Below are 21,028 nucleotides of genomic sequence, written 5' to 3'. Positions count from 1 at the left end.
GCTTGGGCGAGGGGAAATCCGCCCTTGCACGGCGCTCCTTCGGCCATACTTATAGGCAGAGACCCGCAACGCAGGATGGATCGATGACCATCGAGAAAATTTCGCGCTCCGTTGTTGCCGTGCGCGCCACGGTTCCGGACGACGCCTTCACCGCCAATGCGCTGGGCACGCGCCGCGAGGGCAGCGGCGTGGTGATCCGCGACAATGGGCTGGTGCTCACCATCGGCTACCTCATCACCGAGGCCGAGGAAGTGTGGCTGACCGACCAGGATGGCCGTGTGGTGGCCGCGCATGCGCTGGCTTACGACCAGGAGACCGGCTTCGGCCTCGTGCAGGCGCTGTCGCCGCTCGGCCTGCCGGCTGTCCAGCTCGGCAATGCCAGGAAAGCCAAGATCGGCGATGCCGTGACGCTCGCCGACGGAATCGGCCAGCAGGTCGATGCCCACATCGTGACCAAGCAGGAATTCGCCGGCTATTGGGAGTATCTGATCGACGAGGCGATCTTCACGGCGCCCGCGCATCCGTCCTGGGGCGGCGCCGCGCTGTTCGACCGCGCCGGCAAGCTGCTCGGCGTCGGCTCGCTGCGCCTGCAGATGAGCCGCGCCGGCGAGGTGGCCGACATCAACATGGTCGTGCCTATCGATCTTCTGACGCCGATCCTCGACGATCTGATCAAGCGCGGCCAGGCGGCGAAGGCGCCGCGTCCGTGGCTCGGCGCCTTCTCGGCCGAGTCGAACGGCATGGTGGTGGTGATGAGCGTGGCCGAAGGCGGCCCGGCCGCACAGGCGGGCCTGCGCCAGGGCGACATCATCTCCGATGTGCGCGACGGCGAAGTCGATGGTCTGGCCGATTTCTACAGAAAACTCTGGCAAAACCCGGCCGGTGCGGAAATTCCGCTACGCGTCGTGCGCGACGGCCGCGAGACATGGCTGCGCGTCAAATCCGCGGACCGCAATTCCTTCCTGAAGAAGCCGCAGCTGCAGTAGGCTCGGAGCGCCGGTGCATCCCAGGTTGCTGAAGACCTTTCTCGCGGTCGCGCGTACCCGCAACGTCACACGCGCGGCGCGGGAGATCAATCTCGCGCAGTCGAGCGTCAGCGACCAGATCCAGGCGCTGGAGACCGAGCTTGGCGCCAGTCTCTTCACCCGCTCGCGGCAGGGGCTCGCCCTGACGCCGGCCGGCGAGGCGCTGAAACCCTATGCCGAGGAGCTGCTGGCGCTCGCCGGCGACGCGCGGGCCGTCATCGATGCCACGAGGGCCGGGACGGCCGGCACAGTGTCGATCGGCGCGCTGGAGACCATCGCCTCGGCAAGGCTTGCCGGCTGGCTTGCCGGCTTCCGCGCCGGTCATCCGGACATCGACATCAAGCTGAAGATAGCCGGAAGCGGCGAGTTGCTGCGCAGGCTGGGCGACGGCGAGATCGACGTCGCTTTCTGCTTCGAACGGGCTATTGAGATCGATGCCCGTGAGACGGACCGTCGCCTTGCCAGGCGCGTCATGGCGGTCGAGCCGCTGGCCCTGATAGCGCCGCCCGGCGACAACTGGGCGGATGTCGATCTGGCGACGCTGGCCGAGAAGCATTTCGTCGCCACCGAGACAGGCTGCGTCTACCGCGCCATGGTCGACAAGGCATTCGCCGAAGCAGGCCTCGGCAATCCCAACCTCGCCGCCGAAGCCGGCAGCATCGACGCCATTGCCGGGCTGGTGGCGGCCGGCGCCGGCTTCGGTCTCGTTCCGCGGATCGCGGTCGCCGCCGCGATCGATCGCGGCGAGGTGTCCGAGCTTGCCTGGCCTGGGGCGGTCCGCTCGGCGGACGTGGTGATGATCTGGCGCCGCCGGCGCGTCCAGCCGCCGGCGCTTAAGGCACTGCTCATCGCTTTAGGGGAGGGGTTCGCCTTGGTCACACCAGGCGATGCCCGCCCTCGATATGCAGCGTCTCTCCCGTCGTAAAGCCATTGCCGATCAGGAAGCGGATTGCGTCGGCGATGTCCTCCGGCTTTCCGACCCGACCCACCGGCAGTCGTTTCGCCATCGCCGCAAGCGTGTCGTCCTTTCTGTCGCCGGCGACGAACTCCCAGATCGGCGTGTCGACCCAGCCGGGCGAGACGGCGTTGACCCGGATCGGCGCCAGTTCGACGGCCAAAGCCCGCACCAGCCCGTCCAATGCGGCGTTGACGGCGGCGACGACCGCGCCGCGCGCCGCCGGCCGGTGGGCGGCAATGCCCGAGACGAAGGTGAGCGAGCCGGCTGACGGCAGCTTCGGCGCGCCGTGCTTGGCGAGCAAAAGCGGCCCGTAGAACTTGCTCTCCACCACCTTTTGCGCGGCTGAAAGCTCGATCTCGGGCAACAGCCGGTAGGCGCCCTCGATATCGGCCGCCGTGCTGACGATGTGGTCAAGCCTGCCGATGCGCTGAAACAGTGCGGCGACCTCATCCTCGCGGCTGATATCGACCACGGCTGTTTCGAGCGTGTCCGGCTGGCCCAGTTCTTCCCGCGCCGCGTCCAGCTTCGCTTCGCCGCGCCCGGCGATGATGACGCGCGCGCCTTCCTCAAGGCATCGCCTGGCGAGCGACAGCCCCATGCCCGAGCTGCCGCCGGCGATCAGGATTTTTTGCTTCTCCATGTCCATGCCTTTCCTTTGCATGGACATGGCTTGGCAGGTCGCCGCGCGAAGCGGAAACGGAAGAAATCGATGGTGGTATCGGAGCCTCCGATGGCATCATGTACCGCCTGCTGACAGAAACTGGCACCAGGGCAGCGCTACAAAAGCATCGGAATCATCCACACTGTTGCGACGAAAGACGAGGTGACGATGGCGCCCATCAAGGTGGATCCGAACAAGGTGCGCGAATTCGCGGATGCCGAAAGCTTCTATGCCTGGCTTGCCGACAACCACGCCAGCGAAAGCGAGGTCTGGATCAAGATCCACAAGGTCGGTTCTGGTCTCGCCTCGATCACGCCAAAGGAGGCGATCGACGTCGTGCTTTGCTTCGGCTGGATCGACGCGGTGCGCAAGTCGCTCGACGAGAGGAGTTTCCTGCAGCGCTACACGCCGCGCGGCAGGAAGAGCATCTGGAGCAAGATCAACATCGACAATGTCGCGCGCCTGATCGAGGCGGGCCGCATGACCGAGCATGGCCTCAAGCAGGTCGAGGCCGCCAAGGCCGACGGTCGCTGGGACCGCGCCTATGGCGGATCGAAGGAGATGACCATCCCGCCCGACCTGCAGGCCGCGATCGATGCCGAACCGAAGGCGAAAGCGGTGCTGGAGAAGCTTTCGGCACAGAACCGCTTCGCGCTCGCCTTCCGCGTCCACAATATGAAGACCGAGGCCGGCCGCAAGAAGAAGATTGCTGATCTGGTGGCGATGTTGAAGCGCGGCGAGACGATCCACCCGCAGAAGAAATAAGGCATGATCCCGAAATGGTTGCAGGGTTGCCCACTAAGTCCGCAAACAAAAACGCCGCCCGGGAGGGAGGGCGGCGTTTTCGGGAAGCGATGATCCTGAACCCTTAGCAAGCGGTCTCGGATCATCCGGTCATGAAGGCCGCAACGCGTCAGGCCTTATGCGGCCTTCTTCGCAACATGCTTCTTCATCACATGGTGCTTGCGCACGTGGTGCTTCTTCACGTGATGATGCTTGCGAGCATGATGACGGTGGTGCTTCCTGAGCTTCTTGTGCGGGCCATTGGCGGCAGGCTTCGCCGTCTCGGTGGCCGAGGCCGGAGCAGTGGTCGTGGCGGTCGTCGTGGTCGCAGCGGGTGCGGTTGCTGCGGCGTTGGCTTCGGTGGTGCCGAGCGCCGGCACCGCGAAAGCGAGGGCGATGGCCAGGCCGAGTGCGGAAAGAAGGGTCTTTTTCATAATCGGCGTTCCTTGGGTTGGACTTTTGTCGCGCGCCGTAAGTTCGGCTGCTGCGGTACCGCTTATGACACCCGCTTTTTTCGCGAGTTTTTCCGGACTGTTGAATCTTGTTTCTAGATTGTGTCTGGGGAGGCCTTCGCTCTTGGAATGCGCAAGTGCCCACATGCCGACGGCAAGGGGCGGCGCTTCCGCGGTTACATCTCTGCCGAGCGCGAATCCGGTTGGGTCCCGGCTCATGAGCTGTATTGCATAATGATTGCAAATTCTTCCCGCTAATCAATCGCCGTGATCGATGCGATCTTGCTGACGGCACGAATAACCGAGGATCAGCAGCGATGACCAGTAAGGCAAATCATTCCGGCAAGGTGGCGCTCGTCACCGGCGGCAATCGCGGCATCGGTCTGGAGACGGCGCGCCAGCTTGCGGAACTCGGCTTCACCGTGCTCATCGGTGTGCGCGACCTCGCCAAAGGCGAGACGGTGGCAAGGACACTTGGCAGCGCCGTCGAAGCCATCGAGCTGGATGTCGCCGCGTCCGAGGCCGCAGACCGCGCCGCGGCCGAGGTCGAGAGCCGGTTCGGCCGGCTGGACGTTTTGGTCAACAACGCCGCCATCCATTACGACCCTTCGGCGCAGGCGCTCAGGCCCGACTGGACGGTGATCCGCGAGGCATTCGAGACCAATGTCTTCGGCGCCTGGCGCGTCGCTGCCGCCTTGGCGCCGCTGCTTGGCGCTTCCGGCCACGGCCGTTTGGTCAACGTCTCGTCGGAAGGCGGCTCGCTCGCTTCGATGGGCGCCGGCGCGCCGGCCTATTCGACCAGCAAGGCGACGCTCAACGCGCTGACCCGCATCCTGGCGGCTGAGCTGCGCGGTGCAGGCGTCCTGGTCAATGCGATCTGCCCTGGCTGGGTCGCGACCGACATGGGCGGCCCAGGCGGCCGTCCGGTCGCGCAAGGGGCGGCCGGCATCGTCTGGGCCGCTACTCTGCCGGACGACGGTCCGACCGGCGGCTTTTTTCGCGACGGCAAGCGGCTGGCGTGGTGAGCAGAAAATAGAAGCTTAAGACAAGCCATTGAAAAGTATAAATTTTCCACTCGGGCGTCGAAAAGTGAGCGTGAGAGTGGAAAAGCCGGACAATGCAAGCACTTAGCCTGCATGTCGCCTGTCTGTTTGGTAAGCGCTGGTCTGCCGATAGCCATGCTACGAAAATAGCATTCTCGGCCCGCGACATGTGGTGCTAGGCTCGCGCCCGTGCACCCAAGGCACGCTGCGGCCCAGCTCGCAACAGGAGGGCCCGCCAGAGGAGGAGCGGCAGAGCGGGATCGAGGCTCCAATCCAAAATCCGAAGGAACTGTTGAACCATCGCGAGGCAGCCGCGTTTCCCGTGGTTGCCACATGGGAGGAACCACCAGTGAAAGCATCCTATCTCGTCTCGGCCGCGCTCCTTGCGGCATCCGCAATGCCGGCCGCGGCTGGCGAAATCTCCGACGGCAAGGTCAAGATCGGCATCCTCAACGACCAGTCGGGCGTCTATGCCGATTTCGGCGGCAAGTGGTCGGTCGAGGCCGCCAAGATGGCGGTCGATGATTTCGGCGGCAAGGTGCAGGGCGCGCCGATCGAGATCGTCAGCGCCGACCATCAGAACAAGCCTGACATTGCCTCCAACATCGCGCGCCAGTGGTACGACACCGAGCAGGTCGACGCGATCATGGAGCTCACCACCTCGTCCGTGGCGCTGGCCGTGCAGGGGCTTTCTAAGGAAAAGAAGAAGATCGACATCGTCACCGGGGCGGCTTCCACCGACCTCACCGGCAAGCAGTGCTCGCCCTATGGTTTCCATTGGGCCTACGACACGCACTCCCAAGCGGTCGGCACCGGCGGCCAGCTGGTGCAGCAGGGCGGCGACAGCTGGTATTTCATCACCGTCGACTATGCCTTCGGCTATTCGCTGAAGGACCAGACCGCCAAGCTCGTCGAGGCGAGCGGCGGCAAAGTGCTGGGCGAGGTGCGCTATCCGCTCGGCTCCACCGACTATTCCTCCTTCCTGCTGCAGGCGCAGTCCTCCGGCGCCAAGATCGTCGGGCTCGCCAATGCCGGCCTCGACACCTCGAACTCGATCAAGCAGGCAGCCGAATTCGGCATCGTCGCTGGCGGCCAGCGGCTGGCCGCGCTCCTCTTCACGCTCGCCGAAGTGCATGGGCTGGGCCTGCAGGCAGCCCAGGGCGTGGTGCTAACCGAAGGGTTCTACTGGGATCGCGACGACAAGAGCCGTGAATTCGCCCAGCGCTTCTTCAAGCGCACCAACCGCATGCCGAACATGATCCAGGCCGGCACCTATTCGGCGGTGACGCAGTATCTGAAGGCCATCGACAAGGCAGGCACCGACGGGACAGAGGCGGTTGCCAAGGAGCTGCATGAGATGCCGGTCAACGACGTCTTCACCGCCAACGGCAAGGTGCAGGCCGACGGCTCGATGGTGCACGACATGTATCTCTACCAGGTCAAGAAGCCGGAAGAGTCGAAGAAGGACTGGGACTATTACACCTATCTGGCCACCATTCCGGGCGACAAGGCCTTCATGAAGGCCGAGGACAGCGGCTGTCCGCTCGTCGCCAAGTGACGCTCGACACCGCCACCGCTGTCCGCCCGGGCAGCACGGACCAGATGCCGCGGGTGGTGCTTTCCGCCCGCGGCCTGCGGCGCGACTTCGCCGGCTTCGTCGCGGTGAAGGATGTCGACCTCGACGTCCATCACGCCAAGATCCATGCGCTGATCGGCCCGAACGGCGCCGGCAAGACGACCATCTTCAACCTCTTGACCAAATTCCTGCAGCCGACCAGCGGCAGGATCGAATTGCTCGGCACCGACATCACCCGCACGCCGCCGGCGAAAGTGGCGCGCATGGGGCTCGTCCGCTCCTTCCAGATATCGGCGATCTTTCCGCACCTCTCCGTGCTCGACAATGTTCGCGTGGCGCTGCAGCGTCCAAGCGGGCTGGGCTACCAGTTCTGGCGCCCGGCCTCGGCGTTGGATCGGCTTACGCCGAGGGCGCGCGAGCTGCTCGCCATCGTCGGCCTCGATGACGCCGCGCATCGTCTCGCCGGCGATCTCTCCTATGGCCGCAAGCGCGTGCTGGAGATCGCCACCACGCTGGCTCTCGAACCGAAGGTGCTTCTGCTTGACGAGCCGATGGCCGGCATGGGGCATGAGGATGTCGGCACCATCTCCGGCATCATCCGCGCGCTAGCAAAAGACCGCGCCGTGCTGATGGTCGAGCACAATCTGACCGTCGTTGCCGATCTCTGCGACTGGATCACCGTCATGCAGCGCGGCCAGGTGCTGGCGGCTGGCGACTACGCCGCCGTCAGCCAGGACGAGCGCGTCCGCGTCGCCTACATGGGGACCGAGCATGAGTGAGCCGCTGCTTGCCGTGCGCGACCTCCACGCCTGGTATGGCGAGGGCCATGCGCTGCATGGCGTCAACCTCGACGTCATGCGCGGCGAGACCGTGACGCTGCTTGGCCGCAACGGCGTCGGCAAGACGACGACGCTGCGCGCCATCATGGGCCTGATCCGCAAGCGCACCGGCTCCGTCACCTTCAACGGCAAGGACCTGATCCGCCTGCCGTTGCACCGCGTCGCGCATCAGGGCATCGGCTTCGTGCCGGAGGAGCGCGGCATCTTCGCCACTCTTACCGTCGACGAGAACCTGATCCTGCCGCCGGTCGTGGCCAAGGGCGGCATGAGCGTCGAGGAGATATTCGAACTTTTCCCGAACCTCAAGGAACGCCGCAACAGCCAGGGCACGAAGCTGTCCGGCGGCGAGCAGCAGATGCTGGCCATCGCCCGCATCCTGCGGACCGGCGTCGAGATGCTTTTGCTCGACGAGCCGACGGAGGGCCTGGCGCCCGTCATCGTCCAGCGAATCGGCGAGTTGCTGGCGACGTTGAAGAAGCGCGGCATGACCATCTTGCTGGTCGAGCAGAACTTTCGCTTCGCCGCCCGCATCGCCGACCGCTTCTACCTGATGGACCACGGCAAGGTGGTGGAGGGTTTTGCCGTCGGCCAGCTGACGGCGCATACCGACAAGCTGCACGAGGTGCTGGGGGTATGATGGTGCCATGACCATGATCTTCGGCATCCCAATCCAGGCACTCCTCGGCCAACTCCTCGTTGGCCTGATCAACGGCTCTTTCTACGCCATGCTCAGCCTCGGGCTCGCCGTCATCTTCGGCCTGCTGCGCATCATCAATTTCGCCCATGGCGCGCTCTATATGCTGGGCGCCTTCATCGGCTATCTGCTGCTGGTGCATTTGGGCATCGGCTACTGGCCGGCGCTGGTCCTGGTGCCGCTTGCCGTCGGCCTGTTCGGCATGGCGATCGAGCGCATGGCCCTGTCGCGGCTCTACCGCCTCGACCCGCTCTATGGCCTGCTCTTCACCTTCGGCCTCGCCTTGGTCATCGAAGGCGTGTTCCGTTATTATTACGGCGTCTCCGGCAATCCCTATGCCGTGCCGACGCTGCTCGCCGGCGGCACCAATCTCGGCTTCATGTTCCTGCCCAATTATCGCGGCTGGGTGGTGGCGGCTTCGCTCATCGTCTGCATCGGCACCTGGCTGCTGATCGAGAAGACCAGGCTAGGCTCCTACCTGCGCGCCGCCACCGAGAACCCGGAACTGGTCCAGGCCTTCGGCGTCAACGTGCCGCTTCTGCTCACGCTCACCTACGGGCTGGGCGCGGCGCTTGCTGGGCTCGCCGGCATTCTCGCCGCTCCGGTCTACCAGGTCAGCCCGCTGATGGGCTCGGACCTGATCATCGTCGTCTTCGCCGTCGTCGTGGTCGGCGGCATGGGCTCGATTCTCGGCGCCATCGTCACCGGCTACTTGCTCGGCCTCGCCGAGGGCCTGACCAAGGTCTTCTATCCCGAGGCCTCGAACCTCGTCGTCTTCGTCATCATGGCGATCGTGCTTTTGCTCAGGCCCGCCGGCCTGTTCGGAAGGGACGCCTGAGATGAGCCAAGCGACCCTTCACGCAGAACGCGCCGCCGCCTCCTTGAGGCTCGAACGGGCGCTGGTGGTGCTGGGCATCGTGGCGCTGATCGCCGCGCCCTTCGTCATCTACCCGATCTTCGTCATGAAGATGCTGTGCTTCGCGCTGTTCGCCTGCGCCTTCAACCTGCTCTTGGGCTACACCGGCCTGCTTTCCTTCGGCCATGCCGCCTTCTTCGGCGGCGCGGCCTATTTTTGTGCCTATGCGGTGAAGGCCTGGGGCTGGCCGCCAGAGGCCGGCATCCTGCTCGGCACCGCAGGTGCCGCGGGCATGGGCCTCGTCATGGGCTTCCTCGCCATCCGCCGGCAGGGCATCTATTTCTCTATGATCACACTGGCGCTGGCGCAGATGTTCTATTTCTTCTGCGTCCAGGCGCCCTTCACCGAGGGCGAGGACGGCATCCAGGGCGTGCCTCGCGGCCACCTGTTCGGCGTCGTAGACCTCAACGTCACGATGAACATGTATTTCTTCGTGCTCGCCGTCTTCCTGATCGGCGTCTTCGCCGTCTGGCGCATCGTCAACTCGCCTTTCGGCATGATCCTGCGCTCCATCCGCGAGAACGAGAACCGCGCCATTTCGCTCGGCTATTCCGTCGGCCGCTACAAGCTCGCCGCCTTCGTCATGTCGGGCGCGCTTGCCGGCTTTGCCGGCGCGACCAAGGCGATCGTCTTCCAGTTCGCCACGCTCACCGACGTCACCTGGCAGATGTCTGGCGAAGTGATCCTGATGACGCTGCTCGGCGGCATCGGCACCATGGCCGGCCCGGCGGTCGGAGCCGGCCTGGTGGTCGGCCTGGAGAATACGCTGGCCACCTCCGGCTTCCCGGTGACGATCGCCACCGGCCTGATCTTCATGATCTGCGTGCTGGTATTCCGGCGTGGGATTGTCGGAGAGATCTATGCAAGATGGCTGGGGCGCGTCGATGCCGGCAGCGACAAGCCTTGATGCCCTGAGCGATCAACTGGCGAACACCTGGAGCTAGGCCGCGCGCTTCGGTTCGACCGCGAACGGGCTGAGCCCGAGCCAGCTTTGCATCTTCCTGCCAATGGCCTTGTCGCCGGTCAGGACGACCTTCACGCCGGCCTTCTCGACAGTCAGCACGCCCATCCAGATTGCGGTCATCGTGTGGAGATCGGTCGAGACGTAGAGGTCGACCTCGAAGCCCGGATCGTACCAGCACAAATCGACCTCGCCATGCTTCTCGACGATCAGCCACCACGAGCGTTTCGAGGCTGGGAGGTCCTGATACAGAAATTGTATCACGGTTCTTCCGTCAGGCAGTGGCGAGGGGTTCAGATTACGCCGCATATCCCACATCAGCAGCGACGGATCGAGGTTCTTCAACGACAGCCGGGACTCGACCCATTTCTGTCCCCAAAAACCCATCGCCTCGACAACAGGGCGCAAGTCGCGTCCCGCCTCGGTCAGCCGGTAGTCGAAGATACCCTTCTCGCCGGGGACTTCCCGGCGCTCCACTATCCCTGCCAACTCCAGCTCCTTCAGCCGTTGCGACAGAAGGGTCGGCGACATTTTCGGCACACCGCGGCGCAGGTCGTTGAAGCGGGTCGAGCCCGCCACCAGCTCGCGCATCAACACCATCGTCCAGCGGGTACACAGCACCTCGGCGGCCATCGATAGCGGGCAGAACTGCTTGTAACCGTGCTGGGTCATGATCGGCACCTCCTCCAGAGTTGGCCGGACATTAGACCTTCATGAATGAAGCGGCGAGTACAGAAACTGTACCGGGCCGGTACAGATCCAGGACTGGTTGGCGCGAGCCCTGCCGTGCGAGCCGTTTGGCCGACGCACGGGATCTCCCTGTGCGCAGCAACCAGGAGAATGACCATGACCGCTTACCTTATCGCGGACATCAAGGTGAAAGATCCGAAATGGATACCGGACTACGCCGCTACCGTGCACGACCTCGTTCACAAGCACGGCGGCAGGTATCTGGCGCGCAGCGGCAATGTGAAGACGCTCGAGGGCAAGCCGCTCGACACGACGCTGATCGCGCTGATGGCCTTCCCATCGGAAGCGGCGGCGCACGCCTTCACCAATGATCCGGCCTACGCCCCCTTCGTGTCGGCCCGCCAGGGCGGCAGCGACAGCCGCTTTCAGCTGATCGACAACACCGACCTAGCCGGAACGATTTCATACCTGCCGAAGGGATGATCGGCGGCCGCCGCATCGAACCCGACCATCAAGCACAAACAGCCACGGCGCTTGCACCTTCGCCGACATGAACCCGAAGGTGTCGTGCGAACACGCGGCGTCGCCGACCCAGTAGAGGTTGGAGATTAGCGAAAACCAGGACGGCAGCCGATCTCCCCACTTGTTGGGGAGGTCGGCAGCTTCGACGACTCACCCCACCGGCACTTCCAGTCCCACCTTCACCCGGTCCATCGCCACGAACGTGCGAAATCTTTTGACGTTGTTGTTCTCGAAGAACAGCCGCCTGGTCAGCGCCTCATAATCGGCCATCGTCGCCACCGTGACCACGAGGATGAAATCGGCCTCGCCGGTGACGTAGTAGCATTGCTGCACTTCGGGCACTTGGGCAAAGCCGCGCTTAGCGGCGTCGATCAGCTCGGCGCGTTCGCTCTCCACCTCGACCTCGACGAAGATCGTGATCGGATGGCCGACCTTGGCCGGATCGACCAGCGCTACATTGGCGCGGATGACGCCGGTCTCCTCCATGCGCTTGATGCGCCGCTGAACGGCGGGCGCCGACAGGTTGACCCTCTCGCCGATCGTGCGCTGCGGCGTGGCGTTGTCCTTCTGCAGGATGGTGAGGATGGCGCGGTCGAAGGCGTCGAGTTCGGGCGAAATGGACATGGCAGCGTTTCCCAACGAAACAAACTTGCAATTCAAGCGCCAAAACAGAGCGCCTTTCTCGCTTGGCCTGCAATAAATTTCAGTCGTCAAGAGGAGAAAGCCGACCATGTTCCTGCTCAACCGCCACCCGGACCATCGCCATCCGCTAACCGAAGAAGACGCTGCGACGCTTGGGCTCGCCGGGGCCGACGAGGCCGAGCGCTTCCTTGCCGCGCGCGACAACCATGCCGAGACGCCGCTGCACGCCCTGCCGGCGCTGGCGGGCGAACTCGGCATCGGCGCGCTGCACGTCAAGGACGAGGGCAAGCGCCTCGGCCTCGGCAGCTTCAAAGCGTTGGGCGGCGCCTATGCCGTCATGCATCTGGTGCTGGAGCAGGCAGGCAGGCAGCTCGGCCGCGCCGTCGCGGTCGAGGACCTGCACAAGCCTGAGGTGAAGGCGATGGCCGGGCAGATGACTTTCGCCTGCGCCACCGACGGCAATCATGGACGCTCGGTGGCGCAGGGTGCCGGCCTTGTCGGCGCGCGCTCCGTCATCTTCGTTCACTCCGGCGTCAGCAACGAACGCGTGGCGGCCATTGCCCGCTTCGGCGCCGAAATGGTGCGCGTCGCCGGCGATTACGACCAGTCGGTCAGGGAGGCCGCCCGCGTCGCCGCCGAGCGCGGCTGGACCGTCGTCTCCGATACGTCTTGGCCGGGCTATGAGCGCATACCCGGGCTTGTGATGCAGGGCTACACGGTGACCGTGCGTGAAGCACTGAAGCGTTTGCCTGAGCCACCCACCCACGTCTTCCTTCAGGCCGGTGTCGGCGGCTTCGCCGCGGCTGTAGGTGGCCATCTCGCCATCATGCTTGGCGAGGATCGCCCGAAGGCAATCGTGGTCGAGCCGGCGCGCGCGGCCTGCGTCTATGAGACGGCCAAGGCCGGACGCCCGGTCACGATCGCGCACAGCAAGCCCACTGTCATGGCGATGCTCGAATGCTACGAGCCGTCTCTGGTCGCCTGGCGCGTGCTGTCGCGGATCGGCGATGCCTTCATGACCGTGGACGAGGAAGATGCCGTCGCGGTGATGAACCGTCTTGCGAGACCTGCCGGCAACGATCCGGCGATCGTCTCGGGCGAGAGCGGCGGGGCAGGGCTCGCCGGTCTGATCCGCGCGGCCGCTGACAAGACGATGCGCGCGGCGCTTGGTCTCGATGGGAATTCCCGCGTGCTGATCATCAATTCCGAAGGCGCGACCGATCCCGGCCGCTATGCCGAGCTGGTCGGAATGGCGCCGGAAGAAGTCGCGCAAGCGAGGCTGCCGGCATGAGCAATCTGATGATCAACGCCGACCGGCTTCTCGGCCGTATCCAGGAGCTCGGCAGTATCGGCCGCGATGCGCAGGGGCGGCTGGTCCGCGTCGCCGCCTCCGAGATGGACCGGCTCGGCCGCGACCGCTTCGTCGGCTGGCTGGAAGAGGCAGGGCTCGAGGTCGCCGTCGACCGCATCGGCAACATTTTCGGCGTCTGGCGGGACGACGCCAATGCGGGCCAGCCGCCGGTCATGCTCGGCTCGCATATCGACACGGTGATCGACGCCGGCATCTATGACGGCTGCTATGGCGTGCTTGCCGGCCTCGAAGCGATCGAGAGCCTGAGGGAGGCCGGCTTCGCGCCGGCGCGCCCGATCGTGGTTGCCGCCTTCACCAATGAGGAGGGCGTGCGCTTCTCGCCCGACATGATGGGCTCGCTGGTCTTTGCCGGCGGTCGGAACCTCGAGGAAGCGCTGGCCTCGGTCGGCACCGACGGCACGGTGCTGGGCAAGGAGCTGGAGCGCATCGGCTATGCCGGTCGGCATCAGCCCGGCTTCCTCGAGCCGCATGCCTATGTCGAGCTGCATGTCGAGCAGGGGCCGGTGCTCGAGCGCGAGGGCATCGCCATCGGCGCGGTCGAAAACCTGCAGGGCATTTCCTGGCAGCGCGTTACCATCGACGGCGAGGCCAACCATGCCGGCACCACGCCGATGTCGATGCGAAAGGACGCAGGCGTCGCCGCCGCCCGCGTGATCGGCTTCTTGGCGGACCGGGCCAGCGCCTCGTCGACGCGCACCGTCGCCACCGTCGGCACCATCGCGTTCGAGCCGAACGCCATCAACGTCATCCCGTCGCGGGTGATCTTCACCATCGACCTGCGCGATCCCGACGAAACGCATCTTCGCGAAGAGGAGGCGGCGCTTGCCGCCTTCCTCGACAAGCTGGCCGCAAGCGCCGGCGTCACCGTCCATGCCGAAAGCCTGGCGCGTTTCGAGCCGGTGACCTTCGATGCCCGCATCGTCTCGCTGATCGAGGACGGCGCCAGGGCCGCCGGCCTTTCGTGCCGGCGCATGACCTCCGGCGCCGGCCACGACGCGCAGATGATCGCCCGCATCGCGCCGTCCGCGATGATCTTCGTGCCGAGCCGGGGCGGCATCAGCCATAACCCCACCGAGTTCACCGCTCCCGACGAACTGGTCGCCGGCGCCAACATCCTGCTTGGCGTCGCCGCCCGGCTGGCGGCCGACTGATCGCGGGAGGAATCAGATAGGCGTGCCGCTGGGGGTGAAATACCACCAAAAATAGTCATGCTGGCTGTATCTGGTCGTCTGAAGTGAACATCCGGCGACATCCAATCGAAACAAACTTCAATCACTTAGCCAATTAAAGCATCCAAAATCGCGCCCGAATCGCGCCCGCCGACAGAGTTCAGTGCCTCGCAGGAAGACTAGCATGCTGCTTCTCAACCAACGTCCAGAACACAACCAGCCGTTGGTTGCCGCCGATGCCGAGTCGCTCGGCACCGCGGGAGGCGAGCGGGCCGAGCGTTACCTCGAGGCGCGCGACGATCATGCCGAAACGCCGCTGCACGCCTTGCCGGCGCTGGCCGATCACCTCGGCGTCGCGGCACTTTATATCAAGGACGAAGGCCAGCGTCTCGGCCTTGGCAGCTTCAAGGCGCTGGGCGGCGCCTATGCCGTCATGCGACTGGTGCTGGAGGAGGCGAGCAAACGCTTCGGGCGCGATGTCGATATCGGCGAGATCAACGATCCCAAGCTGCGCGCCATCGCTGCTCAGATGACATTCTGCTGCGCAACGGATGGCAACCATGGGCGTTCGGTGGCGCAGGGGGCCGGCCTCGTCGGCGCGCGTTCGGTGATTTACGTCCATGCTGGCGTAAGCCGCGAGCGTGTTGCGGCCATCGCTCGCTTCGGCGCCGAGATTGTCGAGGTCGAGGGCGGCTATGACCATGCGGTGCGCGAAGTCGCCCGCGTCGGTGCCGAGCGCGGCTGGAAGATCGTCTCCAACACGTCCTGGCTCGGCTATGAGCGCGTCCCCGGACTGGTCATGCAGGGCTACACGGTGATCGTGCGCGAGACGCTGCGGCGCTTGGCCGAGCCACCGACGCATGTCTTCCTGCAGGCCGGCGTCGGTGGCTTCGCGGCGGCAATCGCCGGCCATGTGGCGGTCATGCTTGGCTCCAGGCGGCCGAAAGCCGTGGTGGTCGAGCCGCGGCGCTCGGCTTGCGTCTACGCCTCGGCTGAGGCCGGACGTCCGGTGACGATCGCCCAGCAGCAGCCGACCGTGATGACGATGCTCGAATGTGCCGAGCCGTCCTTGGTCGCCTGGCGCGTGCTGGCGCGCGTCGGCGATGCCTTCATGACGGTCGAAGAAGAGGACGCGGTCGCCGTAATGAAGCGGCTGGCGCAGCCCTTGGGCAACGATCCGGCCATCGTCTCCGGCGAGAGCGGCGGCGTCGGGCTCGCCGGACTGGTCCGCGCTGCGGGCGACGGGCAGATGCGCGCGGCGTTAGGTCTCGATGCCGGCTCCCGCGTGCTCGTCGTCAACTCGGAGGGCGCCACCGACCATGGCCGCTTTGCCGAGCTGGTCGGGATGGCGCCGGCAGAGGTGTTCCTGCAGACTGCCTGAGAGCAATTCCAGGAAAAGTTGCGACGGTGGTGCGAAGAAGGTTCGCAGTGGCTAGGCGATCGGCGACGGCGGTCGAGCGCTAAATTCCCTCCAAGAGGGGAGATGCCCGGCAGGCCAGAGGGGGCGCTGTCCCACCGGCGTTTCAGTTTTGCAGTCACAGCCAAGCCGGTAGCGATCAGATCCAACAAAATCAACGCCGCGATCCTTCGCGCCCCCCTCTGGCTGCCGGCCATCTCCCCCTCTTGGGGAGAGATTAACTGAACCACTCCCGGTAACCCTTTTTTCTCTGCTTTCATGCAATATTGCCGGGACGGGATGGCAAGAACAAGAATGGCGGACGACGATAAACGCAACGGTAAGTTCTGGGCGCTGGCGCTTGATCGCGCTCATCTCGGCCTATGGGACTGGAATTTGTCGACCGGCGATTGCTACTATTCGCCGACTTGGTCGAAGATGCTGGGCTATGAGGCTGACGAGCTCGCCAACACGCCCGATCTCTGGCTGAAGCTGACCCATCCCGACGATCGCCAGCGCGCGCAGGAAAGCGGCGACCGGCATATTGCGGGCCTCGTCGAATCCATCGAGACGGAGCTGCGCCTGCGCCACAAGGACGGCCACTGGGTCTGGGTGCTCGACCGCGGCGGCATTGTCGAGCGCGACGCCGACGGCAAGCCGCTTCGGATGATGGGCGTGCAGACCGACATCACCCGGCAGAAAGAGGCCGAGGCGGCGCTCGAGCAGGTCAACATCCGCTTCCGCCTCGCGATTGCCGCCAGCGGCACGGGCATCTGGCACCACGATATCGGTACGAAGAAGAGCTATTGGGACGCGCGCACGCGCGAGATCTTCGGCCTGATTGCCGATACCGATGAGGTGACGGCCGACCTCTGGCACACCTACCTTCATCCCGACGACAAGGAAGCTACCGAGCGAGCGCATCTGATCGCCCCCGGCTCGAACAGCGTCGTCGCCTCGCAATACCGGATCGTCCTGCGTGACGGCCAGGTCCGCCATCTCGAGTCGCTGGTGCGTTTCATTGCCGGCGTCGGCTCGGCCGGCCAGATTTTGGGCACGGTACGCGACATCACCGAGGAGAAGACGCGCGCCGAGGAGCTTGCCTTCGCCGCGCGTCACGACGCGCTGACCGGGTTGTTCAACCGTTCGGCCTTCGACCGGCTGCTTGCCGAGAACATTGCCATGGCCGGGCGGCTGCCGCTTGCCGTGTTCTATGTCGATCTCGACTACTTCAAGGCGCTCAACGACTATGCCGGCCATGCCGCCGGAGACCTCGCGCTGAAGAGCGTCGCGGCGGGCATCCTCGCCAGCCTGCCCGCGTCGGCGCAGGCGGCGCGCCTCGGCGGCGACGAATTCGCGCTTTTGGTGCCGAACTGCAATGACGCCTGTGCCGAGCACCTTGCCCGCGCGGTGCTTGCCGCGGTGCGCGACGCCGATATCGGCACTGCCGTCACCTCGCGCAGGCTTGCCGCCAGCATCGGCATCGCCTTCGTGCGCGACCCCAACATGAGCGTGGCCGACGCGCTCGCCTGCGCCGACGATGCCTGCTACGCCGCCAAGGCCGGCGGCCGGGACCGCTTCGCGGTGTTCTCGCCGGAAACGACGTCGGGCGCCGGCCTCAATGCCGCACGGTTGGCCGCGGACCTTGTCGATGCGATGGAGGACGGCCGGTTGAAGCTGTTCGGTCAGCAAATCCATCGGCTCGGCCAGCCATGGGAAGATAGCCGCCACGTCGAGGTGCTGGCCAGGCTCGAGGCCCGCAACGGCAAGATGATCCCGCCCGGCGATTTCATGCCGGTCGCAGAACGCTTCGGCCTTGCCGCCCGGCTCGACCGCTGGATCATCCGCACCGCGCTGACGCGCCACGGCGAGGCGATGCGCGCGGGCGCCATCTCGCTCGACTTCAACCTGTCGGCGCAGACGCTTTCCGATCCGCAGCTCTGGGATTTCGTCGACGAGGCCATCGCCGACGGCGGCGCGCCGGCCCCGGCCATCGGCTTCGAGATCACCGAAACCGCCGCCGTCACCAATTTCGATGCCGCGGCCGAGTTCGTGCGCAAGGCCAGGCAACGCCGCTGCCGCGTCAGCCTCGACGATTTCGGCGCCGGGATGAGTTCGTTCGAATATCTCAGGCGCTTCCCCGTCGATGCTATCAAGATCGACGGCTCCTTCGTCGAGCACATCGCCGAAAGCCGGTTCGACCGCGAGATCGTTTCGGCGATCACCGGTATCGCCCGCTCGATGGGCGCTGCCGTGGTTGCAGAGAAGGTCGAGGACAGGAACGCGCTGGATATTCTCATGGACATGGGCGTTGCCTATGGCCAGGGCTATTTCCTGCACCGGCCCGAGCCGCTGGAGGCGATCGTGGCGAGAGCCGCAAGCGGCACTGCGTCACCGTCGCGGCTGCATGCTAGGTCGGCACAAAAATAAGACGTTCCTAAAATTGCAATCACTCATTTAAGGGCGTCGTAATCCGGCGCGACGATGATCCGATCTCACAAAACGGACCGGAGCGCGTGGATGAAAACCCTTCCCTTGTTTGCGGCAACTGCAATCGGCCTGCTCGGCATCTTCGCCACGCAGTCGTCCTATGCAGGCTCCGACAATGGCGGCGGGTTGACGGCGGCGTCCGCAGCCGACCCTGACGACGATCAGGTCAATACATCCAGCGTCAGCGACGACAATGAAGCCGCCGACAATGATGAGGCCGGGCACAAGGGCGACGGCGCCGCTACCGGCTCGCATGAAGGCGACCAGGACGGCGATCATCAGGGCGACGATCATGACGACGACGATCATGATGGCGATCACGAAGGCGGGGACGGTGCCAGCCATGACGGCGGCGCAGACAGCGGCGGCCACGACGGTGGCGGGGACGAATGACTCTTGGGGTGATAACGCGCCCATCGTTAAAAGGTGAGCCATCCTTCTATCGAACTCTTAGGACAACTGGGCTAATTGCCTGTGAAACGCTTTGCTCGGGACATGACGTCTTGGCTCGACTGTCCGGCGTCCGAACCATGACGGAGGGCCGCCTGCGAGACCCGTAATGTCCTCGACCGTTAACATCGCCATTGTGACCCTGCAGCCGCAGCGCCTGTTGCCGACGGCCAGGCCGGCTGCCAGTAGCCACAGCGCCGTCGGCGCCGCGGCTTCGCCGCTCATGCAGGCGGAGCCCACGGCCCCAGCATCCAAGTTCAGCCTCGACAACCTCAATATCACAGCGACGAAGGTCCGACTGATGGAACGTGCGGGCAATGAGTTCCGCATCGATCAGGCCGAATATGAGTCAGTGTCGTCCTACGGTACGGCGATCAAGAACGCCGTCGAAGCGTTGAAACGGCAATCGCCGTCGGCGATCGCCGAGATCGAGAGACAGCTTGGCCTGGACCAGCTTGGCGTTTCTCTCGATAGGCTCGTCGACGCGATAGCCGATCCGCGAGGCAGCGATAGCAAAAGGCTGGATGCCGCGTTGAAGCAGCATGCGGACGGACCTGGCGAAGGCGACGCCGCATCGATCCAGCTGGACGAGCTCGGGCTTTACGGCGGCTGAGGCAGCTAGCCTATCAGCCATCTCAGCATGCCCGCCGAAGCCACCCCGATCACCACCGTCGGCAGCATCGACAGCCGTGTCGCCGCCAGCACCGTGATTGCAAGCGCCGCCAGATCGGCCGGATTCTTCGAGACGAAATCCGGAGCGATCACCGAGATCAGCACGCAGCCGGGCGCGGCTTCCATTACCGCCGTGGCGCGCGGGCCGAGCGCGCGGTTCCTCAGCACCACATAGCCGCCGACGCGGGTGAGATACGTCACGCCGGCCATCGCCAGGATGGCGAGCACGGTCATCGGATCGATCATCTCTCACCTGCCAGGAACCACGCGGCCACCAGGCCGGACAGCGCACCGGCCGCCACATACCAGGCGCCGGGCACGACGAGATAGGTGAGCGTCGCCACCGCCAGGCTGCCCAGCCAGGGCCGCGCCGCGGCAAAGCCCGTCCACATGCCCCGAAGCAACACCAGGAAGACAGCAGGGAAAGCCAAGGCAAAACCGTAGGTCTCGACGTCGCCAAGCACCGGCCCGAGTGCCGCGCCGCAGGTCGTAAACGCCACCCAGGCGAGATAGAAGGGCAGCGCGGCGCCCAGATAAAAGGCCAGGCTGAAGGCCGGCCGCATGCCGACGTCGGCGCGCCGCCGCGCATCCGCGAGGCCTACGGCCCAGCTCTCGTCGCACATCAGAAACAGCGCCGGAAAAACCTGCCGCTTCGGCAGATGGTTGATGAACGGCGCGAGTGCGGCGCCCATCAGGAAATGCCGGCTGTTGACCAGAAAGGTGATGGCGGCGATCAACAGGATATGCGGCGGCGAAGTCCAGAGCTGGATCGCGGCGAATTCTGAGCCGCCGGCGAAGTTGAGGCCGGTCATCAGCGGCACCTCGGCCACGCTCAGGCCCTTCTGCGCGGCCTGCGCGCCGAGCACCAGCGCGTAGGGGATGATGCCGAGCAGCACCGGCGTCGAAGCGGCGAGCCCGCGTCGGAACTCGCCGCCGCGTCCATCGGCGCTTTGACCCTCGGCGAGGGCGATCTCGGAAACGCTCATGGCTTTGCTTTCGGCTGGCCTCGCGGCCGCCGTTCTCCCGCTCGGTTGTGGGTTGCTATCGGTGCGGCACTATAGCCGAATTGCCTCGCAATCGGGTTGCGAAGATGCCCCGTTTCTGCCAAAATTTGGCATTGAATAGCGCGTTCAAGCAAGAGATTGGAATTTGGCACTATGATGCTGGATGAGATCGACAGGCGCATTCTGCGCGCCCTGCAGCGCGACGGGCGCATGGCCAACAACGATCTGGCCAAGGAAGTCGGCCTCTCGCCGTCGCCTTGCCTGCGGCGCGTCAAGTTGCTGGAGGAGGCCGGCGTCATCGACCGCTACGTCGCGGTGCTCAACCCCGCCAAGATCGGCCGCGGACAGACCTTCTTCACCCGCATCTGGCTGAAGCAGCAGGATGAGGATACGATCGAGCATTTCGCCGCCGAGGTGGCGAAATTCCCCGAAGTGATGGAGTGCTATCTGATGCTGGGGGACTGCGACGCTATGGTGCGGATCGTGGCGGCCGGCATCGACGACTACCGTCGCTTCCAGTCGGAGCATCTGAGCCGCATCAAGGGCGTGCAGAACGTCAAGACGGATGTGCCCAGCCAGACGATCAAGCAGACCTCGGAGATGCCGCTGTGAGGCTCTTGCCTTCTCCCACAAGAAGGGCCTGTTGCGCAGTTAGCGAGAACAGGCTCGCAGAGGGGTTTTGGCCGCGAAGTCTGTTGTGCTTGGTGGGCGAT

At 65.1% G+C, this 21,028-nt stretch carries 23 protein-coding genes; 17 read left to right on the top strand and 6 right to left on the bottom strand.

Annotation, left to right across the window (positions count from 1 at the left end; translation table 11 throughout):
- Positions 1 to 83: 83 nt before the first annotated feature.
- Entirely contained in the window at positions 84 to 986 is a 903-nt protein-coding gene (locus tag LB552_RS28940; protein WP_095768364.1) for a S1C family serine protease, read from the top strand.
- Positions 987 to 999: 13 nt separating this feature from the next.
- Positions 1,000 to 1,950 carry a LysR family transcriptional regulator gene (locus LB552_RS28935; protein WP_224611543.1) on the top strand — a complete coding sequence of 317 codons (951 nt, stop codon included), beginning with the start codon at positions 1,000 to 1,002 and terminating at the stop codon, positions 1,948 to 1,950.
- Here LB552_RS28935 and LB552_RS28930 read toward each other — a convergent pair.
- Complete coding sequence (locus LB552_RS28930; protein WP_224611573.1) at positions 1,901 to 2,629, bottom strand: SDR family oxidoreductase; 729 nt, start codon at positions 2,627 to 2,629, stop codon at positions 1,901 to 1,903. The genes LB552_RS28935 and LB552_RS28930 overlap by 50 nt on opposite strands.
- Positions 2,630 to 2,812: 183 nt before the next feature.
- Between LB552_RS28930 and LB552_RS28925 the strand changes: the two genes are divergently transcribed.
- A complete protein-coding gene (locus LB552_RS28925; protein ID WP_224544614.1) occupies positions 2,813 to 3,409 on the top strand; it encodes a YdeI/OmpD-associated family protein in 597 nt (198 codons plus the stop codon).
- 155 nt (positions 3,410 to 3,564) lie between these two features.
- Here the strand turns inward: LB552_RS28925 and LB552_RS28920 are convergent, their stop codons facing one another.
- Positions 3,565 to 3,861 carry a hypothetical protein gene (locus LB552_RS28920; RefSeq protein WP_224530824.1) on the bottom strand — a complete coding sequence of 99 codons (297 nt, stop codon included), beginning with the start codon at positions 3,859 to 3,861 and terminating at the stop codon, positions 3,565 to 3,567.
- Positions 3,862 to 4,196: 335 nt separating this feature from the next.
- On the opposite strand from LB552_RS28920, the gene LB552_RS28915 reads away from it, so the two are divergent.
- The 6 genes from LB552_RS28915 (at position 4,197) to LB552_RS28890 (ending at position 9,854) form a co-directional block, all read left to right on the top strand.
- Entirely contained in the window at positions 4,197 to 4,904 is a 708-nt protein-coding gene (locus LB552_RS28915) for an SDR family NAD(P)-dependent oxidoreductase (protein ID WP_224611542.1), read from the top strand.
- Positions 4,905 to 5,271: 367 nt separating this feature from the next.
- On the top strand, positions 5,272 to 6,480 hold the full coding sequence (locus LB552_RS28910) for an ABC transporter substrate-binding protein (RefSeq protein WP_224611541.1): 1,209 nt from the start codon (positions 5,272 to 5,274) through the stop codon (positions 6,478 to 6,480).
- A 44-nt stretch (positions 6,481 to 6,524) separates the two neighbouring features.
- Positions 6,525 to 7,277, top strand: coding sequence for an ABC transporter ATP-binding protein (locus LB552_RS28905; RefSeq protein ID WP_095768498.1), 753 nt, complete (start codon positions 6,525 to 6,527; stop codon positions 7,275 to 7,277).
- Entirely contained in the window at positions 7,270 to 7,974 is a 705-nt protein-coding gene (locus LB552_RS28900; RefSeq protein ID WP_140840651.1) for an ABC transporter ATP-binding protein, read from the top strand. Before LB552_RS28905 ends, LB552_RS28900 begins: the two co-directional genes overlap by 8 nt.
- Before the next feature lie 7 nt (positions 7,975 to 7,981).
- Positions 7,982 to 8,869 carry a branched-chain amino acid ABC transporter permease gene (locus tag LB552_RS28895; RefSeq protein ID WP_095768370.1) on the top strand — a complete coding sequence of 296 codons (888 nt, stop codon included), beginning with the start codon at positions 7,982 to 7,984 and terminating at the stop codon, positions 8,867 to 8,869.
- Between the two features lies 1 nt (position 8,870).
- A complete protein-coding gene (locus LB552_RS28890; RefSeq protein WP_224611540.1) occupies positions 8,871 to 9,854 on the top strand; it encodes a branched-chain amino acid ABC transporter permease in 984 nt (327 codons plus the stop codon).
- A 33-nt stretch (positions 9,855 to 9,887) separates the two neighbouring features.
- Here LB552_RS28890 and LB552_RS28885 read toward each other — a convergent pair whose 3' ends face one another.
- Complete coding sequence (locus LB552_RS28885; protein WP_140840661.1) at positions 9,888 to 10,580, bottom strand: winged helix-turn-helix transcriptional regulator; 693 nt, start codon at positions 10,578 to 10,580, stop codon at positions 9,888 to 9,890.
- A gap of 174 nt (positions 10,581 to 10,754) precedes the next feature.
- Here LB552_RS28885 and LB552_RS28880 point away from each other — a divergent pair, with 174 nt between their 5' ends.
- A complete protein-coding gene (locus LB552_RS28880) occupies positions 10,755 to 11,081 on the top strand; it encodes a DUF1330 domain-containing protein (protein WP_140645515.1) in 327 nt (108 codons plus the stop codon).
- 189 nt (positions 11,082 to 11,270) lie between these two features.
- On the opposite strand, the gene LB552_RS28875 is transcribed toward LB552_RS28880, so the two are convergent.
- The gene (locus LB552_RS28875; protein WP_224544621.1) at positions 11,271 to 11,744 is read right to left on the bottom strand and encodes an Lrp/AsnC family transcriptional regulator; all 474 of its coding nucleotides are present in this window, start codon (positions 11,742 to 11,744) and stop codon (positions 11,271 to 11,273) included.
- A 106-nt stretch (positions 11,745 to 11,850) separates the two neighbouring features.
- On the opposite strand from LB552_RS28875, the gene LB552_RS28870 reads away from it, so the two are divergent.
- The 6 genes from LB552_RS28870 (at position 11,851) to LB552_RS28845 (ending at position 19,252) form a co-directional block, all read left to right on the top strand.
- The gene (locus tag LB552_RS28870) at positions 11,851 to 13,053 is read left to right on the top strand and encodes a diaminopropionate ammonia-lyase (protein WP_224611539.1); all 1,203 of its coding nucleotides are present in this window, start codon (positions 11,851 to 11,853) and stop codon (positions 13,051 to 13,053) included.
- Positions 13,050 to 14,285, top strand: coding sequence for a Zn-dependent hydrolase (locus LB552_RS28865; RefSeq protein WP_224611538.1), 1,236 nt, complete (start codon positions 13,050 to 13,052; stop codon positions 14,283 to 14,285). The genes LB552_RS28870 and LB552_RS28865 overlap by 4 nt, the downstream gene beginning before the upstream one ends.
- A gap of 202 nt (positions 14,286 to 14,487) precedes the next feature.
- Positions 14,488 to 15,684: a diaminopropionate ammonia-lyase gene (locus LB552_RS28860; RefSeq protein ID WP_224611537.1), complete on the top strand. Its 1,197-nt coding sequence runs from the start codon at positions 14,488 to 14,490 to the stop codon at positions 15,682 to 15,684.
- A gap of 330 nt (positions 15,685 to 16,014) precedes the next feature.
- The gene (locus LB552_RS28855) at positions 16,015 to 18,129 is read left to right on the top strand and encodes an EAL domain-containing protein (protein ID WP_224611536.1); all 2,115 of its coding nucleotides are present in this window, start codon (positions 16,015 to 16,017) and stop codon (positions 18,127 to 18,129) included.
- Between the two features lie 90 nt (positions 18,130 to 18,219).
- Positions 18,220 to 18,582: a hypothetical protein gene (locus LB552_RS28850; protein WP_224611534.1), complete on the top strand. Its 363-nt coding sequence runs from the start codon at positions 18,220 to 18,222 to the stop codon at positions 18,580 to 18,582.
- A 166-nt stretch (positions 18,583 to 18,748) separates the two neighbouring features.
- Positions 18,749 to 19,252, top strand: a complete 504-nt coding sequence (locus LB552_RS28845) for a hypothetical protein (RefSeq protein WP_224611528.1) — start codon at positions 18,749 to 18,751, stop codon at positions 19,250 to 19,252.
- Positions 19,253 to 19,257: 5 nt separating this feature from the next.
- Here the strand turns inward: LB552_RS28845 and LB552_RS28840 are convergent, their stop codons facing one another.
- Positions 19,258 to 19,557, bottom strand: coding sequence for an AzlD family protein (locus LB552_RS28840; RefSeq protein WP_224530856.1), 300 nt, complete (start codon positions 19,555 to 19,557; stop codon positions 19,258 to 19,260).
- Entirely contained in the window at positions 19,554 to 20,297 is a 744-nt protein-coding gene (locus tag LB552_RS28835; RefSeq protein ID WP_224611526.1) for an AzlC family ABC transporter permease, read from the bottom strand. The genes LB552_RS28840 and LB552_RS28835 overlap by 4 nt, the downstream gene beginning before the upstream one ends.
- 171 nt (positions 20,298 to 20,468) lie before the next feature.
- On the opposite strand from LB552_RS28835, the gene LB552_RS28830 reads away from it, so the two are divergent.
- The gene (locus LB552_RS28830) at positions 20,469 to 20,927 is read left to right on the top strand and encodes an Lrp/AsnC family transcriptional regulator (RefSeq protein WP_224601432.1); all 459 of its coding nucleotides are present in this window, start codon (positions 20,469 to 20,471) and stop codon (positions 20,925 to 20,927) included.
- The last annotated feature ends 101 nt before the right edge of the window (positions 20,928 to 21,028 follow it).

This window comes from Mesorhizobium sp. CA7 (genome assembly GCF_020165015.1).
Taxonomy (GTDB): domain Bacteria; phylum Pseudomonadota; class Alphaproteobacteria; order Rhizobiales; family Rhizobiaceae; genus Mesorhizobium.
This window is presented reverse-complemented; position numbering and strand designations above follow the sequence as displayed.

Bases quoted from the DNA above. Each gene is read 5' to 3' on its own strand.
- LB552_RS28905 (WP_095768498.1), top strand. From the start codon at position 6,525: ATGCCGCGGGTGGTGCTTTCCGCCCGCGGCCTGCGGCGCGACTTCGCC.
- LB552_RS28865 (WP_224611538.1), top strand. From the start codon at position 13,050: ATGAGCAATCTGATGATCAACGCCGACCGGCTTCTCGGCCGTATCCAG.
- LB552_RS28875 (WP_224544621.1), bottom strand. From the start codon at position 11,744: ATGTCCATTTCGCCCGAACTCGACGCCTTCGACCGCGCCATCCTCACC.
- LB552_RS28930 (WP_224611573.1), bottom strand. From the start codon at position 2,629: ATGGACATGGAGAAGCAAAAAATCCTGATCGCCGGCGGCAGCTCGGGC.
- LB552_RS28835 (WP_224611526.1), bottom strand. From the start codon at position 20,297: ATGAGCGTTTCCGAGATCGCCCTCGCCGAGGGTCAAAGCGCCGATGGA.
- LB552_RS28925 (WP_224544614.1), top strand. From the start codon at position 2,813: ATGGCGCCCATCAAGGTGGATCCGAACAAGGTGCGCGAATTCGCGGAT.
- LB552_RS28850 (WP_224611534.1), top strand. From the start codon at position 18,220: ATGAAAACCCTTCCCTTGTTTGCGGCAACTGCAATCGGCCTGCTCGGC.
- LB552_RS28900 (WP_140840651.1), top strand. From the start codon at position 7,270: ATGAGTGAGCCGCTGCTTGCCGTGCGCGACCTCCACGCCTGGTATGGC.
- LB552_RS28855 (WP_224611536.1), top strand. From the start codon at position 16,015: ATGGCGGACGACGATAAACGCAACGGTAAGTTCTGGGCGCTGGCGCTT.
- LB552_RS28860 (WP_224611537.1), top strand. From the start codon at position 14,488: ATGCTGCTTCTCAACCAACGTCCAGAACACAACCAGCCGTTGGTTGCC.
- LB552_RS28940 (WP_095768364.1), top strand. From the start codon at position 84: ATGACCATCGAGAAAATTTCGCGCTCCGTTGTTGCCGTGCGCGCCACG.
- LB552_RS28915 (WP_224611542.1), top strand. From the start codon at position 4,197: ATGACCAGTAAGGCAAATCATTCCGGCAAGGTGGCGCTCGTCACCGGC.
- LB552_RS28830 (WP_224601432.1), top strand. From the start codon at position 20,469: ATGATGCTGGATGAGATCGACAGGCGCATTCTGCGCGCCCTGCAGCGC.
- LB552_RS28895 (WP_095768370.1), top strand. From the start codon at position 7,982: ATGACCATGATCTTCGGCATCCCAATCCAGGCACTCCTCGGCCAACTC.
- LB552_RS28880 (WP_140645515.1), top strand. From the start codon at position 10,755: ATGACCGCTTACCTTATCGCGGACATCAAGGTGAAAGATCCGAAATGG.
- LB552_RS28845 (WP_224611528.1), top strand. From the start codon at position 18,749: ATGTCCTCGACCGTTAACATCGCCATTGTGACCCTGCAGCCGCAGCGC.
- LB552_RS28885 (WP_140840661.1), bottom strand. From the start codon at position 10,580: ATGACCCAGCACGGTTACAAGCAGTTCTGCCCGCTATCGATGGCCGCC.
- LB552_RS28840 (WP_224530856.1), bottom strand. From the start codon at position 19,557: ATGATCGATCCGATGACCGTGCTCGCCATCCTGGCGATGGCCGGCGTG.
- LB552_RS28870 (WP_224611539.1), top strand. From the start codon at position 11,851: ATGTTCCTGCTCAACCGCCACCCGGACCATCGCCATCCGCTAACCGAA.
- LB552_RS28920 (WP_224530824.1), bottom strand. From the start codon at position 3,861: ATGAAAAAGACCCTTCTTTCCGCACTCGGCCTGGCCATCGCCCTCGCT.
- LB552_RS28890 (WP_224611540.1), top strand. From the start codon at position 8,871: ATGAGCCAAGCGACCCTTCACGCAGAACGCGCCGCCGCCTCCTTGAGG.